Annotated in this window: 16 protein-coding genes and 1 tRNA gene; 4 read left to right on the forward strand and 13 right to left on the reverse strand. The window is 71.2% G+C overall.

The annotated features are described in order from the left end of the window. Positions 1-109: 109 nt before the first annotated feature. Positions 110-1,213, reverse strand: a complete 1,104-nt coding sequence (locus C475_RS06870; RefSeq protein WP_006883073.1) for an ATP-binding protein — start codon at positions 1,211-1,213, stop codon at positions 110-112. Positions 1,214-1,309: 96 nt separating this feature from the next. On the opposite strand from C475_RS06870, the gene C475_RS06875 reads away from it, so the two are divergent. Beyond that, positions 1,310-2,044, forward strand: coding sequence for a DUF1028 domain-containing protein (locus tag C475_RS06875; RefSeq protein ID WP_006883074.1), 735 nt, complete (start codon positions 1,310-1,312; stop codon positions 2,042-2,044). Positions 2,045-2,081: 37 nt separating this feature from the next. Here C475_RS06875 and C475_RS06880 read toward each other — a convergent pair whose 3' ends face one another. The 5 genes from C475_RS06880 to C475_RS06900 form a co-directional block, all read right to left on the reverse strand. Continuing rightward, entirely contained in the window at positions 2,082-2,576 is a 495-nt protein-coding gene (locus tag C475_RS06880) for an RNA-binding protein (RefSeq protein WP_006883075.1), read from the reverse strand. A 120-nt stretch (positions 2,577-2,696) separates the two neighbouring features. Next, on the reverse strand, positions 2,697-3,026 hold the full coding sequence (locus C475_RS06885) for a hypothetical protein (RefSeq protein ID WP_006883076.1): 330 nt from the start codon (positions 3,024-3,026) through the stop codon (positions 2,697-2,699). Positions 3,027-3,128: 102 nt separating this feature from the next. Next, complete coding sequence (locus tag C475_RS06890; RefSeq protein WP_006883077.1) at positions 3,129-3,404, reverse strand: DUF6684 family protein; 276 nt, start codon at positions 3,402-3,404, stop codon at positions 3,129-3,131. Positions 3,405-3,581: 177 nt separating this feature from the next. After that, positions 3,582-4,178, reverse strand: a complete 597-nt coding sequence (locus C475_RS06895; protein ID WP_161625180.1) for a response regulator — start codon at positions 4,176-4,178, stop codon at positions 3,582-3,584. 22 nt (positions 4,179-4,200) lie between these two features. Beyond that, the gene (locus C475_RS06900; protein WP_049930227.1) at positions 4,201-4,803 is read right to left on the reverse strand and encodes a DUF7504 family protein; all 603 of its coding nucleotides are present in this window, start codon (positions 4,801-4,803) and stop codon (positions 4,201-4,203) included. A gap of 287 nt (positions 4,804-5,090) precedes the next feature. Between C475_RS06900 and C475_RS06905 the strand changes: the two genes are divergently transcribed. Further along, positions 5,091-5,163, forward strand: a tRNA-Asp gene (locus C475_RS06905). Positions 5,164-5,769: 606 nt separating this feature from the next. Here C475_RS06905 and C475_RS06910 read toward each other — a convergent pair. Next, positions 5,770-6,771 carry a DUF5784 family protein gene (locus tag C475_RS06910; RefSeq protein ID WP_006883080.1) on the reverse strand — a complete coding sequence of 334 codons (1,002 nt, stop codon included), beginning with the start codon at positions 6,769-6,771 and terminating at the stop codon, positions 5,770-5,772. Between the two features lie 161 nt (positions 6,772-6,932). On the opposite strand from C475_RS06910, the gene C475_RS24265 reads away from it, so the two are divergent. Continuing rightward, positions 6,933-7,103, forward strand: a complete 171-nt coding sequence (locus C475_RS24265; protein WP_235728437.1) for a DUF5786 family protein — start codon at positions 6,933-6,935, stop codon at positions 7,101-7,103. Here C475_RS24265 and C475_RS06915 read toward each other — a convergent pair. From C475_RS06915 to C475_RS06930, 4 genes are all read right to left on the reverse strand, one after another. Beyond that, positions 7,084-7,845 carry a DUF7530 family protein gene (locus C475_RS06915; RefSeq protein WP_006883082.1) on the reverse strand — a complete coding sequence of 254 codons (762 nt, stop codon included), beginning with the start codon at positions 7,843-7,845 and terminating at the stop codon, positions 7,084-7,086. The genes C475_RS24265 and C475_RS06915 overlap by 20 nt on opposite strands. After that, positions 7,845-8,795: an NAD(P)H-binding protein gene (locus C475_RS06920; protein ID WP_006883083.1), complete on the reverse strand. Its 951-nt coding sequence runs from the start codon at positions 8,793-8,795 to the stop codon at positions 7,845-7,847. The genes C475_RS06915 and C475_RS06920 overlap by 1 nt, the downstream gene beginning before the upstream one ends. An 83-nt stretch (positions 8,796-8,878) precedes the next feature. Then, entirely contained in the window at positions 8,879-9,742 is an 864-nt protein-coding gene (locus C475_RS06925) for a YkgJ family cysteine cluster protein (RefSeq protein WP_006883084.1), read from the reverse strand. Between the two features lie 79 nt (positions 9,743-9,821). Further along, complete coding sequence (locus C475_RS06930; protein ID WP_006883085.1) at positions 9,822-11,315, reverse strand: sensor histidine kinase; 1,494 nt, start codon at positions 11,313-11,315, stop codon at positions 9,822-9,824. Between the two features lie 192 nt (positions 11,316-11,507). On the opposite strand from C475_RS06930, the gene C475_RS06935 reads away from it, so the two are divergent. After that, positions 11,508-11,711 (forward strand): DUF7561 family protein, encoded by a 204-nt coding sequence (locus C475_RS06935; RefSeq protein WP_006883086.1) that lies wholly within the window; start codon positions 11,508-11,510, stop codon positions 11,709-11,711. Between the two features lie 33 nt (positions 11,712-11,744). Here C475_RS06935 and C475_RS06940 read toward each other — a convergent pair whose 3' ends face one another. Beyond that, positions 11,745-13,109, reverse strand: coding sequence for a hypothetical protein (locus C475_RS06940; RefSeq protein WP_006883087.1), 1,365 nt, complete (start codon positions 13,107-13,109; stop codon positions 11,745-11,747). Between the two features lie 76 nt (positions 13,110-13,185). Beyond that, complete coding sequence (locus C475_RS06945; RefSeq protein ID WP_006883088.1) at positions 13,186-14,541, reverse strand: hypothetical protein; 1,356 nt, start codon at positions 14,539-14,541, stop codon at positions 13,186-13,188. Positions 14,542-14,572 lie beyond the last annotated feature (31 nt).

Genomic DNA, 14,572 nt, shown 5'->3' on the forward strand with positions numbered 1-14,572 from the left:
CGCCACCGCCGGGCCGCCCCGAGTCGGCTCGGGCCGCCTCGGGCTACCGCGGACCGCCCTGGGCCGCCCCGGACCGGATCGCAGGCGGGGCGTTCCGGACGGGAGGCGCTCAGTCGTCGTCGCCAGCCGAGCGGTCGTCGACCGTCACGTCGCCGGCGCTGGGGCTGTCCCCGCCGTGGGGCGTCTCGCGCCGGCGGACGGTCGCCGAGTGGACCGTCTCCGTCGCGTCGTCGATGACGATCACTTCCCCCGGACTCGCGGGTAGCCGCTCGGTCAGCGACTCCCCCATGTACGTCGGCTGGGCGGCCTCCAGGGCCGCCAGGTCCGCTTCGGAGGTGAGCCGGTGGGAGAAGACGATATCCGACTGGGAGACGGCGACCTCCGAGACGGCGCTGGGGCGCTGGGTGGCCAGCACGAGGCTCACGCCGGGTGCGCGTCCGCGCGTGAGGATGGTTTCGAGCGCCGCCTCGCCGACGCCCCCGAAGAACGTGTGGGCCTCGTCGACGAGGAACCACGGGAGCCGCGGAATCTCCCCGTCGACCCGGGCGCGATACAGCGCCTCGCCGATGCCCCGAACGACGGCGTTCATCGGCGCCGAGTCCAGCCCCGACACGTCGACGACCGTCACCGCGCCGCTGCCCAGTTCCCGGGCGTCCATCCCCTCGGGGTCGAAGACGCCCCACGAGTCGGCCAGGTCGAGGTGGTTGACCGCCGCGCGCCTGTCGACGCCCGGCGCGTCGGTCGCCTCGATAGCGTCCCGCATGTCCGGGAGCGTCGACTCGTTCCGGGCGGCTCGCCAGACCAGCGCGCCCGCCCCGCTCTCGGGCGACAGATCCAGCAGCGCGCACCACGACCGGGGGTCGAGCGTCGTCGCCGCGATCCGCGGGTCGTCGATCACCTCGGCGGGGACGGGGTCGCCCTCGGCGGGCTCGCCCAGGGTCGGGAACACGCCCATGGGGTCGGCGACGACGGGCGCGACCCCGTCGGCCCGCGCGAGCGCCTCGGCGAGGACGCCCAGCGTGTAGGACTTCCCGTACCCGCGCTTGCCGACGATCAGCGTCGCGTGCGGGCCGTCGAGGTCGACGTGCAGCGGCGCGCCACTGGAGCCGTCCCGCGCCCGGTAGGTACCGAGGCGGCCCGTCGGCGAACCGCCCGTGCCCGGCGGCGCCTCGCCGGTCTCACCTCGCGTTCCGCGTCCGATGACGAACGTCACGGGAGCGGGTGGTCGCGGGATCGCACTTGAACGTTCGGCCGACGCCGACCGCGTTCGCCCCGAACACTGACGGTCGCAGCACCCTACGTCGGGAGCGTGACCTTCAGTATCTGCGTTCGCGAATCCTACACGGACGAGACGGGCGACGAGCAGACCCGGTACGGCGTCGCGGTGACGACCCGACTGGCCGGCGTCGGGACACTGTGTCCGTTCGCCAGCGAGTCGGGCGCCGTCGCCACCCAGAGCCTGGTCAACGTCGACCTCGGTCGGAAGGGGATCGAGTACCTGGACGACGGGCTGGCAGTCGGGGACGCGCTCGACGCGCTGCTCAATGCCGACGACGGCCGCGCCGAGCGCCAGCTCCACGGCGTCGGCGCCGAGGGCGAGTTCGCCTTCTCCGGCGAGGAGTGTCGCCCCTGGTACGGCGATATCGTGGGGGACAACTACACCGTCGCGGGGAACCTGCTGACCGGCGGCGACGTGGTCGAAGCCGTCGCCGAGACGTACGAGGAGGGCGCCGCCGAGGACCCGGACGACCCCGATTCGGACCCGGAGACGCCGCTGGCCGAGCGGCTGGTCGACGCGCTCGCGGCGGGCCACGAGCTCGGCGGTGACAAGCGCGAGGACCTGCACGTCCAGAGCGCGGCGCTGCTGGTCCGTTCGACCGAGGACCGGGAGATGACGCCCTACTACGACGACCTGCGCGTCGACGCCACCGAAACTCCTATCGAGGACCTCCGAGAGACGTACGAACTCGCCGCCGAGGGCTACGAGATGGCGATGGAGCGCTACGAGGAGGCGTACGCCGACGACGAAGCGGCCGGCGAGTGAACCGCGGGCGCGACGACAGCCGACGGTCGCTCGCGGTTCAGACCGCGAACTCGAACAGGTCGTCGCCCACGTGGTGGATCGACTCGACGACCTTGCCGGAGTCGCCGACCATGTCGTCGCCGCTCGTCTTCGCGCGGCCGACGGCGAGGAACTTGCCGTGGCTCTCCTCGGCGATAGCGACGAGGTCGCCGCTCTCGATGGAGTCGTCGGCCTCGACGATGCCGGGGCGCATCACGTCGGCGCCGTCGGAGACGAACGAGACGGCGCCGGCGTCGACCGTGACGACGTTGCGCTGGGGCGGGAAGGCGTTGGCGCCCTGCACGGTCAGGAACGGTTCGTCCTCACCGGCGGCGTCCTCGATGTAGAGCACGAGCGGGTCGCCGTCGACGAGGACGACGTTCCAGTCGCTGTCCTCGAACTCGACTTTCTCGTAGCTGTCGGCGTCGATTTCGACGCCGAGGGTGGCCGCGACGGCGTCCTCGATGTCGGCGATCGCGTCCGCGCGCAGATGGTGGCGCGACTTCACGTCCATGCCTCGATGTGGGCCGGCTGACGGGATAAATCGACCGCTCCGCGACGCCGCCCTCGACCGGGCGGGCTCCGGTCTACGGACGGTGGGGACCGAGCGTCTCGGAGCGCGACCCCGAGTGGGTCACGGGTCGGTCGGGCGGTCGCGGTGGTCGTCCACGGCGTCGTGGTGGGCGCGGTCGCGGCCGGCGGGTCCCCGGCGGCCGCGGTCCCGGCTCTCCTCGCCGGGGCTGTGGCGGCGCCCGACGAGCAGGGCCGCGGCGTGGAGCGTCCAGAAGCCGAGGAGGGCGGGCGCGGTGTCGGCTGTGACCCCGTACACCGCGAGGATCGGGAGATAGACACAGGGGAGGGCGACGCCGGCCCAGAAGGCCAGCCGCTCGGCGATCGCGGCGGCGTCGGCGGCCAGGCGGCGGAGACGACGGCGAAAGGCGAGGGTGGCGGGCGGTGCGCTCATCCGTACTCCCCCTTCGACGGCCGCCACCCAAAAGTCGGCGAACGCTCAAACCGGGCTTTGAGTCTCCGTGCGAACGGTCGACACCCGGTCGATTGCGGCCGCTCAGCCATCGGCGACCTCCGTCTCGGCCTCGGCCGCTTCCCGCGAGGTGCCAGCGCGTTCGTCGCGCTGGATGACCCGTCCGCTGACGTAGGTCAGAACCGTCAGGAGGGCCAGCGGGACGACCGTGAGTACGTGCGCCCAGAAGACGAACCACAGGTCCCAGCCCCACGGGTTGTAGACCCAGAACATGATGTCGAGGACGGCCAGGATCCCGATGGGAATGAAGTTGACAGTCAGATCGAGCCACGTCTCCTCTGTGAGTTGTAGGACGCTCATGGGTCGTCCGGCACTGGTCGCGCCGTGTCACTGATAGGTACGGACGGTGAATAGCGGTCCGGCTTGCGATGCAAGGGCCAGCGCATCGACCGCGGAGTCGTCCGATGGGTCCGGAAGACATGACGCCCAGGAACGGGCCCCAGTCGGGGCGGGAGGTTGGGAGTCGCCCCCGGCCGGTCAGGGGTCGGCGTCGAGTTCGCGGAGGGCGGCGTCGTAGGCTTCCGGGCCGTCGAGCGACCGGAAGACGTCGTCGAGGCGGTCGTCGAGCTCGGCCAGCCGCCGGTCGAGGCGTTCGCGGTTCTCTCCGCTCGCGTTCGCGCGTTCCTGAGCGACCCCGAAGAACTCTTCGAGGGTCGTCCGATAGGTCGCCCGTCGGCTGAGTCGCTCGACGGTCTCCGTGAGGCGGTCGTCGTTGACGGGTTTGAGGAGGTAGTCGTCGAACGCGGTCGACTCGACGTCGACGGGTTCGTCGGCGAGCGCGGCGACCTGGCAGTCGGCGTCGTCGGTCCGGACCCGGTCGACGACCCGCTGTGCCGACAGTCCGGGGAGCGTCGCGTCGAGCAGGGCGACGCTCACGTCGGGGTCGAGGCTCGCCAGCGCGTCGGCGCTGTCGTAGGCCGACCGGACGGTGAACCGCTCTCTGAGTACGGCGGCCAGCTCGTCGGTGACGGCCGGGTCGCGGTCGGCGACGAGGACCACCCGTTCGTCGAGGCCACCGCCCTGCGAGCGGTCTCGCGTCGTGGACTCACCGTCGGCCGTTTCGTCTGGATTCATCGGTTCTGGGTGGTCGGGCCGGTCACTCGCCGGCGACATTGGCCGTCCGGAGGTCGACGACGCTGTCGAACAGCACCTCGAACGTCTCGATCGTCTCGGGGTCGTGTACGTCCGGGTTCATGTGGTAGTGAGCCACCACGCCGGCGCGCTCGACCGTACTCGTCAGCACTTCGAGGAACTTGAACACCGCTCGCTCCTCGGCGCGCTGGAGCAGGTCCGACACCGAGTGGACACAGAGGGTCGTCTCGCCCTCGGAGACGAGCGCCGCGAGGTGACGGTCGATCACGTCGCCCAGTCCGACCAGGTCGGTCTCCGGATCGACCGATTCGACGACCGCGTTAGGGGGGCCGTCGGTCCCGGACGGGGTCGCGGCGGTCGACCGAGCGGCCGCCTCCACGTCGATGACCGTCGCGTCCCCGGGTCGCCCGTCCTCGTGGTCGGTCCAGACGTCGAGCCGCTCGGCCGGCGACTCCATACAGGTGACCAACAGCGCGCGGTCGCGCTCGCCGGGACCGTGCAGCAACTCCCCGCAGACCTCGTCCTCGTGACTGCCGACCGACGGCGCCAGCAACAACACGTTCAACGGCGTCTCTGTACTCCCACTGTCGTCCGGATTCGTACTCATGGCGATATCCCCGGAGTTTCCGTCCACGTAACTCCGCTACCTCGTCTAACCGTGTTCGGCATGCAAGTAAGTTCCGCTGGAGTTATCAGTACTGAGATGTAGTCTGTCTGTGTAGTTTCACACAGTTGATTTTTGCATCGTCGTGCCCGAAGTATCACCGTCGAAGACAGGATATCGAGTTGGTAGATTTGAGAACGGTACGTCGTCGGTCGCGGGGTGGCTTGTCGTGGCACGGAGGGTTCGTTTGGAAAGTCTTAAATTCACCTCCGGCAAAGCGATGAATGCGTGCCCGGGTGGTGTAGTGGCCCATCATACGACCCTGTCACGGTCGTGACGCGGGTTCAAATCCCGCCTCGGGCGCTTCTCTCGAACTCGAACCGCGAGCGACCAGCTTGCTGTGTCGCGAGCAACCGAGTTCGAGGAACGCCGTCGTGGATTTGAACCCTATCAGTCGCGCGTAGCGAGCGGAGCGAGCGAGCACGTCTGATTTCGGTTCAAATCCCGCCTCGGACATCCTCTGTAGCCATCGATTCCCAGCGGTTGCACCGTCGGTGAGCGATAACAGCCCTCGGCCCGTTCGCTAGCTTGAGCGATCGTCGTCGGGAACGACAGGCGATGAAAGCCCTCGACGCGCTCGCTAGCAGTTGTAACTCGGGCCAACGGCAAGCGATGAAAGCCCTCGACGCGCTCGCGGTCGCTGAGCGGGATATCCGCACTCGGACAACCGCACCGCGCCGCACTCGCGCGGATAGTGCCCGCTCAGGCGACTGAACTGCACGCGAGCGCGCCTCGCCCTTTCAGTCCACCAGGACCGCAACAGCACCGCAGACAGCCACATGCCTCCCCAACCGATTGCGCTCCGCGCGCCTTCGGCGTGCGGTGCTCATCCCTCGCACGGCTATTTCGAGCGGCCCGCCAAGAGGCGGGCACGCTCGACAGCGCGCGCCAGTGCAGAAAGCCGCTCACTCACACCCACTCGATAGCGGCGTCGAGGTCCAGCGGCACGTCGCCGTGGCGGTAGCCCTCGCAGCGGCCGTCGGGGCGGTAGCGGAAGACGACGGTGGGCCGGTAGCCGACGGAGGGGCGTTCGGCGCGGATGGGGTTCCACTCGTCGTCGCGGAAGGAGGTGCAGTCGACGAAGAGGACGGCGTCGTCGTGGATGGCGAGCTGGTCGCGGGTCTTCGAGTCGACGGTGCGTCGCAGGGCGGCGATGGCGGTGCCGGCGGGGCGGTTGCGGGGGGCCATCGGTCGGGTAACTTCGACGAGGCGTTCGCCACCTGGCGTCTCGACGGCGAAATCGAGCGCGTGGCCCGAGTCCTGTTCGGACTCGGGGACGAAGGGGATCGCGGCGTCGGCGAGGAGTTTGGCGGCGTCGAACTCGCCCATGGTGGCGCGCATGCGGCCGAACTCGTTGCGCTCGCTGGTGCCGAGCTTGGCGGCCATCGTGTAGCGGTGGTCGTCGAGGACGCCGGTCTTGAGCAGGCGCTCGTAGAATTCGAGGCCCTCCTCGCGGGTGGCGTCGGGGAAGCCCGCGGCGTCGCGGTCGAAGAAGGCGCGGGTCGTCTCGCGACCGTCCTTCGAGAAGAGGACGGGGAGGAAGAACCACGCGACGTACTCGTAGGCGGCGAGCCAGGGGGCCTGCCGCTGCAGGTCGTAGGTGAGTTCGCGCTGGGCCCAGCGGGCCACCTCGAAGGGGGCCTCGTCGAAGGTCTCCTTGTCGGTGCGCCACAGCGTCTCGGGGGTCTCGGTGTTGCCGAGCCAGTAGGCGCCGTCGTCGCTCCAGGCGAACAGGGCGAGGTCGCCGTTGTCCATCTCGAGCCGGCGGGCGCGATACCCGCGCGGACCGTCGATCTTCGGCGTCGTCAGTCGCGCGCCGAAGCGGTCGTCCAGCGGGGCGAGCAGGTCGCGTCTGACCCGCTCCTCGTCCCAGCGCTGCGTCGACCGCCGAAAGCGAACCGGTCCGGCCATATCGAGGGAGAGGCTGCCAGCGGTATACACTGTTCGGACTCGCCGCCCGGCCGCCCCGCGGCGTCGCGGACCGTACCGGGCGACTCGGCGCCGCTCGGCGCAGAATCGCACCGACCGTTACATTGATAGGTACCAGCTTACAAGTATGGGTGTGATACACAATGTCGATGGGTGCATACGACGAAGTGGAGCATGAGCGGCGCGAGCGCAAGAACAGCGAAGTCGAAGTGAGCGACGACGACCGGCGGACGGAGTACCGCGGGAAGGTCGAGCACGACAGCGAGGAGTCGGCGGAGGAGCTGCTCGACCAGTTCAAGGAAATAAACTCGTAACCGCGTCGGTTCCTTCTGTGCGGCTGTAGAGGACGGCCAGCGACAGCGAGTTGACGGTCACGACCGCGACGACGTGACCGACGACCGCGAACAGCAAGATCGTGTGGTCCAGCAGGAACGGGACCAGCAGCAACTGGAGGACGCCGAAGCCCATCGTCTCCAGGTCGGCGCGGGCGAGCGTGCGCGTCTGTTCGGGGGAGAACCGGAACCGGGCCGACCGCCACAGCGCCGCGACGCTGGCCCACCAGCCGGTGCCGATCCGGTAGCACACGTCCCAGAGGACCAGGAGGGTGAGATACGTCGCCAGCAGCGGCGGCTCGGGACCGAGCAGGTCGCTCACGAGCGGCCGAGCCGAGCGCGGGTCGACGACGAACAGGTAGGTCAGCAGGGCCACGAACGCCAGCACGCCGAGGACGACCTCGATGCTAGAGCCGAACAGCAGCCTGCGGTAGGGTTCGGGCGGGTCGGCACGGCGGACGTGTTTGCTGATCCGCAGCATCTCGACGCTGCCGGCGGTGGCGACGACGACCGCGGCGGTCCCCGCCAAGACGCCGTCGAGGAGGCCGTAGTACCAGCCCAGCACGACCACGCCCACCTCGAACAGCGAGAACTGGATCGCCAGCGCCAGCCGCTCGGAGATGTGGATCCCCGGAAGGGCGCTGAAGATGCTCTCGTACACCCACGTCTCGCCGTACTCGGGGATCAGCGAGTCGTCCTCGCCCGGCGCCGTTTCGGCGCCCATCAGTCCTGCCTCCCGGGTTCGCCGGCGGTCCTGCCGGGGGCGCGGGGAGACTCGGCGCTCGGCGTCTCCGGTGCGAGCGCCTTCTCGACGGCGTCGTCGAACGGCGTGAGGTCGACCGGGACGTGGTCGCGGATAGCGTCGTCCATGACGATGACCGGGTTCTTCAGCCCGAGGATGAGCGGCCGGGCGACGCCGCTGGGGACGTCGGTCACGAATCCGACCCAGTAGGAGGAGAGGTTCGGCGTGAGGACGGGCACCGAGAGGACCAGCGGCCGGCGCCGACCCATCGCCTCCGCGGTGCGGCCGAGCATCTCGCGGTAGGTCAGGATGTCGGGCCCGCCGATGCCGTAGGTCCCGCCGGCCGTCCCGGGCGCGTCGAGGACCCCGACGAGGTAGGCCACCACGTCGTCGATGGCGATGGGCTGGCATTCGTTGCTGACCCACTGCGGCGTGACCATCAGCGGCAGGCGGCTGACGAGCTGGCGGACCATCCGGAAGCTCGCGCTGCCGTCGCCGACGATGACCGCCGCCCGGAGCGTCGTCAGGTCGTAGTCGCCGCCGGCCAGCACCTGTTCGACCTCCCGCCGGGAGCGCAGGTGCGGCGAGAGGTCGTCGCCGTCCTCGCCGAGACCGCCGAGGTAGACTACGCGCCTGACCCCCGCCAGGCTGGCGGCGTTCCTGAAGTGGGTCGCCGCCCGGCGGTCGCGCTCCTCGAAGTCGTCGCCGGCTCGCATCGAGTGGACGAGGTAGTAGGCGGCGTCGATGCCCTCGAACGGCGGGTCCAGGGTCCCTGGTTCGAGCAGGTCGCCCTGGACCACCTCGACGCCGGGCGGCGGGTCGTAGGCAGCGGGGTCCCGGACCAGCGCCCGCACCTCGTGGCCGGCGTCGGTGAGCGCCGGCACGAGCCGGCCTCCGACGAATCCCGTCGCCCCCGTGACGAGTACGTGCATACCCGGACCACGGACTGTATCCCCTTAACCACCCGAGCCCGGCGGGCCGTCGTTCGCCTCCACTTCCGGTCGCGGCTCCCCGCTCAGTCGTCCCACCCCGGCGTCGCCGGCGCACCCCGTTCGCCTTCGACGGCCCGGGCGGTCGCGGGGTCGGGGTCGTCGGTTCCGGCGCGGTCGGTCCACTCGGCGGCGGCGCCGTCGACCCACGACGCCGAGTCGAGCGCCCGCTCGCGGGCTCGCTCGTAGCGTTCGTCGCTGACGGCGAGGGTCCCCGGCGTCGAAGCGGCGGCGACGGCGACGAACTCCGCGTGGTCGGCCCGCGTCGCCTCACCCCCGGCGAGCCGCTCGACCGCGCCCGCGACCCGCTCGGCGTCGGGGTGTGCGAACACCCGCGCGCCCACCGCTCCCGGGCCCAGGACCGGGTCGGCGTCGGCGGGCGGGTCGTCGTCGAGCAGTCGTTCGCCGCCGTGGGCCCGCTCGACGCGCTCGCACTCCGTCTCGGCGTCGAGTGCGAGGTTGTCGCCGGGGTAGGTCGAACAGGTTTCGGGGTACAGGTCGTGCCCGTGGATGCGACACTGGAGCGCCTCCGGGTCGAGGAAGGTACAGGACGGGAGCCAGCGGGGCTCGGCGTCGAAGGGCGCGACCGGCTTGGGAACTTTCCGCAGGCCGACGAGGAAGGCGGGACGACCCCGGATAGCCGCGACCTCGACGCCGCCGACGGTGACGCTCGGGCCGTCGTCGATGCGGAACAGGCGGGCGACCAGCGCGCCCGCGAGCCCCTCGTCCAGGAACGTCCGCACCTCGTCGCTCGACACCGGCGCGAGGTTGTCGATATCGTCGAGCGGCCGATACCGACCGCGGCGTTCGTGGCCGTGGTCGGCGTCGTCGGGCGCCAGCGCCCGCCAGTCGAGACAGCAGCCGGCACACCCCTCGCAGTTCACCTCCATGGTCGCGTTTGGGCGCCGACGGGCAAAAGGCCGCGCCCGGCGTCGACCGGCGGGCGGGTAGCGGTGGGCATCGCTCGTGTCAGTCGTCGCCCGTGCCGGCCCGCTCGTCCGTCGCTCCGTCGTCGGTCGCCCCGTCGTCGGCGCCCTCGCCGAGGCCGCCGCCGGTCACGTCGCCGAACTCGAAGCGCGCACCGCCCGATTCGCTCTCTGTCACGTCGGTCTCCCAGCCGTGGGCCTCGGCGATCGTTCGGACGATACTCAGGCCCAGCCCCGTCCCGTCGTCGTCGGTCGAGTACCCCGCGTCGAAGACGCTGTCCCGGTGGGCCTCGGGGACACCCGCGCCGTCGTCGGCGACGAAAAATCCCTGCCGCTCACCGAGGTCGCCGACCGTGATCGTCACGTCCTCACCGCCGTGCTCGACGGCGTTGCAGACGACGTTTTCGAGCAGTTGCTGGAGACGGCTGGCGTCGGCCAACAGCGTCGCGTCGGTCTCGACGGTCAGCGTCGCGTCCCCGGTCTCGACGACGGTCCAGGCTCGGCGGGCAACGTCCCCCAGATCGACCGGTTCCGGGTCGCTCACCGCTTCGCCCTCGCGGGCGAGCGTCAGCACGTCCTCGATGAGAGCGTCGATCCGGTGGAGCGACCGCTCGATCGCCTCGAAGTGCTCGTCGTCGCCGTCGGCGCGGGCGAACTCCAGCCGACCCAGCGCGACCTCCAGCGGGTTGCGCACGTCGTGAGAGACGACGCTGGCGAACCGTTGGAGCCGCTCGTTCTGGCGTTCGAGCTGGTTCTCGTATCGTTTGCGCTCGGTGATGTCCCGGGTCACGCCGACGACGCCGAGCACCGCCCCGTGCTCGTCGCGCCAGGGCGCCTTCGAGGTGGTGACGTAGCTCTCCTCCAGGTTATCGCCGTGGGCGTGCTCCACTCGGCCGTCGACGGACTCGCCCGTCTCGACGACGTGGCGGTCGTCCGCGACCGCGTCTTCCGACAGATCCGGTGGGTAGAGGTCGAAGTCCGTCTTCCCGACGAGGTCCTCGGGCGCGTGGTGGCGCTTCCCGTCGGGGGCCTCCAGATACGGGGGACCGGTGAGTCGCGCCATTTCGTCGCTGACTCGGACGTGTCGGCTCCGGCGGTCCTTGAAGTACACCGACAGGGGGACGTTCTCCAGCAGCGAGGCGAGCATCGTCGACTCGAGACGGGTCTCGCGACGGCGTTCGATCAGCGAGCGCAGGTTCGCGAGCAGTTCGACGCGGTCGGTGTCGGCGTCGACCTGCAGATAGCTCTCGACGCCCAGGTCGGTCGCGGTCGCGAGCGACAGCGCGTCGCCGACCGAGAGGGCGACGACGGGGAGCGACGCCGAGTGGTCGCGGACCGCTTCGACCGCGGCCCGCCCGTCGAACGACCCGTCGCAGTCACAGACGACCGCGTCGATGCCGCCCTCGGCGAGTCGCTCCGCTACGTCGCTCCCGGGAGTCGCCCCGCGGACCGTGAGGCCGTCGCCGGACTCGGCCCAGGCGTCGGCGACCGCCGCCGCGTCCGAGCCGACGTACAGCGCGACCGGTAGATCGTACATGTGAACTTTCGATTCGATATAGCGTTGCCCCGTCCCCGGGATAAGTGGGCGGGATCGTATACCATGGTAGCGTCCCCCTCCGGGCACGTACCGGCGATCCCGGACGGTCCCGATCGACGCGCCAGCGCCGGCGTCTCGGTCCGCCAGCGAACGGCCCGCGTCGCTTTTGCCGGTGGCCTCCCTACGGCGGGTATGACGACCCGGCCGTGCGACGGCTGCGGCGAGGACGTGAGCATCGCCGGCGGCATCGCGAACATCTGGACACAGGAGAGCCGCACGACCGACGGGCTGGCGCTCGAACTGGCCGACGGCTCCGACCACTTCCTCTGTTACGGCTGCATCGAACGGCTCCCCGACGAGCGCGAACCGACGGCCGACGACGTGGCCGACCTCTAGAGCGGCAGCCGCCGTCGCGAGCCGACGCGACCGTCAGGCGTCCGGTCCCTCGTGCGTCGCGAGCGTCGCCGACCGGTCGGCGCCCGGCGGCCGCCAGACGACGGCTATCTCGTAGTCGCTGGCGACGCCGACCTCGACGGTGGTTCCGGCGGTGATCGACTCCCCCTCGCTGTCGACCGACTCCTGCCAGACCCCGGCGCCGGTCTGGTCGACGCCGTCGACCTCGGCGAAGCCGCTCCCGCGGATCTGGACCGCCTCGCGCGGCACGCTATCGCCGCCTTCGTGGGTGATCGTGAGCACGCCGACGCCGGCGCCCTCTCCCACGTAGGCGAAGTCGAACGAGACGGTCGGCGGGCCGCCCGAGGCGGAGTCCCGTTCGATCGCCGGTCCCGGGAACTCGCCGGGGAATCCGGTGACGTCGCCGGTCGGGACCGTCGCCGTCGCGATGACGGCCCGGTCGTCGGTCCGGAGGGTCGGCTCGCCGCCCAGGAACGCGTCCGCCCCGTCCACCCAGTCGGCCATCCCCGAGCGGTTCGTCGCCCCTTCGGTGAACAGCGCGGCGGCGCGGACGCGCGTCTCGCCTTCGGCGACGTGATAGCCCGTCCCCTCGCCGAGTCCCTGCTCGAACGTCTCGCCGGTGCCGTGCGTACGACCTTCGAGGACGTGCGCGCTCCCGATCGCGTCGAGGAGCCGTCGGGAGTCGGGGACGGCGTCGACGTACCGGTCGGCGTTGCCCGTCCGCGCGTCGACGATGGCCTCGACGGCGGGTCGCTTGTCGGTTGTGTCCCCGCTGGAGACGGCCCCGACGGTGACCAGCATGCCGTCCCGGACCGCCGCGGCCCGTGCGTCGGGCGGGCTGAAAAAGCGGAACCCGCGGTAGGCGTCCCCCGCTTCGAAGCCGTACTGGCGAAGTCCGTCCTCGACGGCCGTCCGGTCGAAGTCGCCGAGCAACACCGACGCCGACCGGGCGAACCGAAAGAGCGCCCGCTGCTCGCCGAAGGTCCCGACGCCCGGGATCGGGTACTGTCCCTGGAACTGTCCCAACGCGCCCTCGCCGAGCGCGCCCTCGAACTCGCCCAGCGCACGCGGTGCCACCCCGAGGAAGGCGTACCCCGAGTCCCCGGTCTGGTCGAGCAACGCCGGGTCCGGCATCCACCGCGTCAGCGTACCCACTGGCGTCTCCGGCCGCGTCGGTGCCGGCGTCGCCGTCGGCGTTTCGGTGGGCGTGGGCTCGCCGTCACCGCCGTCGCCACCGTTCCCGTCGCTTCCGTCCTCGGACTCGTCGGGCGCCTCGGTCGGCGTCCCGCCACCACCGATGCCGAGACAGCCCGACAGCGCCGACAGCGCCGCGATTGTCGCTCCCCCTCGCTTCAATGTGTCGCGTCGCGTTTCCCGCATCGCCCCCGTGTTTCCCGACTGCGTGCAAAATGATTGCGGATCTGGTGATGACGATGTCAGATCCCGCGCGGGCAGATCAGGCGTCCGGTCCGGACCCCTGGTTGAGCGTCGCCGACGTGTCGCCGTCGTTCGCCTCCCAGACGACGGCGACTTCGTAGTCGCTCGCGACGCCGACGGTCACGTAGTCGCCGGCGACGACCGCCTCGTCGTCGCCGCTGGCGGTCCCCTGCCACTGGCCCGCGGCGGTCTGGTCGACTCCCTCGACGTCGGCGAAGCCGGTCCCACGGACGGACAGCTCGGCCCTCGGGATCGAGTCGCCGCCTTCGTGAGTGATCTCCAGAGTCCCGACGCCGTCGCCGGTCGCCTCGTACTCGAAGCCGAAGATGGCCTCGGGCGTCCGGGCCTCGGTCCGTCGGGAGCCGGCGGGCGACCCGGTCCGGAACGTCTCGATCTCCGCGGTGCGAACCGTCGCCGCCGCGGTCGCGACGCGCCCGTCGACGGCCGTCTCGGCCGACTGGCCGTAGAACACGTCGGCGTCGGCCGCCCAGTCGGCCAGCGCGCCCTCGTCGACCTCGCCCTCGGGGAAGACCGCGGGCGTCCGGACGCGGGTCTCGCGCTCGCCGATCTCGATCCCGACACCGCCCGCGACCGCGTCGGCCAGTCCGTCGCCGGCCGAGTGGGTCCGGCCCCTGAGGAGGTGCGCCGAGCCGAGCGCCGCCGTCAGGCGCTCGCAGTCTGCGACGGCGTCGACGTACCGCGGCCCGGCGCCGGCCTTCGCGTCGACGACCGCCTGAACGGCCGATCGGCCCGCCTCGGTCCCACCGGCGCCGAGCGCGAGGACGAGCGCAGACTCGCCCAGCGCCGCCGCGCCGCGGTCGCCGGTGAACACCGCGAACCTCTCCCTGGTCGCGGCCTCGGTGAGTCCCCGACCGCGCAGGTCCCCGGCGGTCGCCTCGCGGTCGAAGTCGGCCTCGAAGACGAGGACGCCGGGCGGGATCTGGTGGAACGCCGCGGCGTCGGCGTAACTGTCTATACCCGGCACCGCCGGGTCGCCGCGCAGCCCCTCGGTCGCCCCGTCGCCGAGGTCGGATTCACGGTCGAGGATGTCCCGGGGCGCGAACGACGTGAATCGGTACCCTTCGCGGTCGAAGGCGGCCGGCGCCGGCAGCCACTCGGCGAAGTCGGCGTTGCCGAGCGCGTCGGGGACCGGCGTCGCCGTCGCGGTCTCGGTCGCCGTCGGCGCATCGGTCGGCGTCGGACTCGCAGTCCCGGTCGCGGTCGGCGTCGCGGCGTCCGTCGCCGCGTCGGTATCGGTCCCGGCGGCTCCGGGCCCGTCGGTCGCGGTCGAGCCGTCGCTCAGACAGCCGGCCGTCGCGCCGGCGAGGAGGGCAACGGCGCTCCGTCGGAGGAAGCTACGTCGCGGGGATGGCATCGTCCGTCGCGTTTCCGTCCCGTCGATAAAT

It is taken from the genome of Halosimplex carlsbadense 2-9-1 (assembly GCF_000337455.1).
In the GTDB taxonomy this organism is placed as follows: Archaea; Halobacteriota; Halobacteria; order Halobacteriales; family Haloarculaceae; genus Halosimplex; species Halosimplex carlsbadense.

What these genes read in the sequence shown, in the direction of transcription:
- C475_RS06880 (WP_006883075.1), bottom strand. Translation starts at nt 2,576, where the DNA reads ATGGACGTGAAGTCGCGCCACCATCTGCGCGCGGACGCGATCGCCGAC.
- C475_RS06885 (WP_006883076.1), bottom strand. Translation starts at nt 3,026, where the DNA reads ATGAGCGCACCGCCCGCCACCCTCGCCTTTCGCCGTCGTCTCCGCCGC.
- C475_RS06890 (WP_006883077.1), bottom strand. Translation starts at nt 3,404, where the DNA reads ATGAGCGTCCTACAACTCACAGAGGAGACGTGGCTCGATCTGACTGTC.
- C475_RS06895 (WP_161625180.1), bottom strand. Translation starts at nt 4,178, where the DNA reads ATGAATCCAGACGAAACGGCCGACGGTGAGTCCACGACGCGAGACCGC.
- C475_RS06900 (WP_049930227.1), bottom strand. Translation starts at nt 4,803, where the DNA reads ATGAGTACGAATCCGGACGACAGTGGGAGTACAGAGACGCCGTTGAAC.
- C475_RS06910 (WP_006883080.1), bottom strand. Translation starts at nt 6,771, where the DNA reads ATGGCCGGACCGGTTCGCTTTCGGCGGTCGACGCAGCGCTGGGACGAG.
- C475_RS24265 (WP_235728437.1), top strand. Translation starts at nt 6,933, where the DNA reads ATGTCGATGGGTGCATACGACGAAGTGGAGCATGAGCGGCGCGAGCGC.
- C475_RS06915 (WP_006883082.1), bottom strand. Translation starts at nt 7,845, where the DNA reads ATGGGCGCCGAAACGGCGCCGGGCGAGGACGACTCGCTGATCCCCGAG.
- C475_RS06920 (WP_006883083.1), bottom strand. Translation starts at nt 8,795, where the DNA reads ATGCACGTACTCGTCACGGGGGCGACGGGATTCGTCGGAGGCCGGCTC.
- C475_RS06925 (WP_006883084.1), bottom strand. Translation starts at nt 9,742, where the DNA reads ATGGAGGTGAACTGCGAGGGGTGTGCCGGCTGCTGTCTCGACTGGCGG.
- C475_RS06930 (WP_006883085.1), bottom strand. Translation starts at nt 11,315, where the DNA reads ATGTACGATCTACCGGTCGCGCTGTACGTCGGCTCGGACGCGGCGGCG.
- C475_RS06935 (WP_006883086.1), top strand. Translation starts at nt 11,508, where the DNA reads ATGACGACCCGGCCGTGCGACGGCTGCGGCGAGGACGTGAGCATCGCC.
- C475_RS06940 (WP_006883087.1), bottom strand. Translation starts at nt 13,109, where the DNA reads ATGCGGGAAACGCGACGCGACACATTGAAGCGAGGGGGAGCGACAATC.
- C475_RS06945 (WP_006883088.1), bottom strand. Translation starts at nt 14,541, where the DNA reads ATGCCATCCCCGCGACGTAGCTTCCTCCGACGGAGCGCCGTTGCCCTC.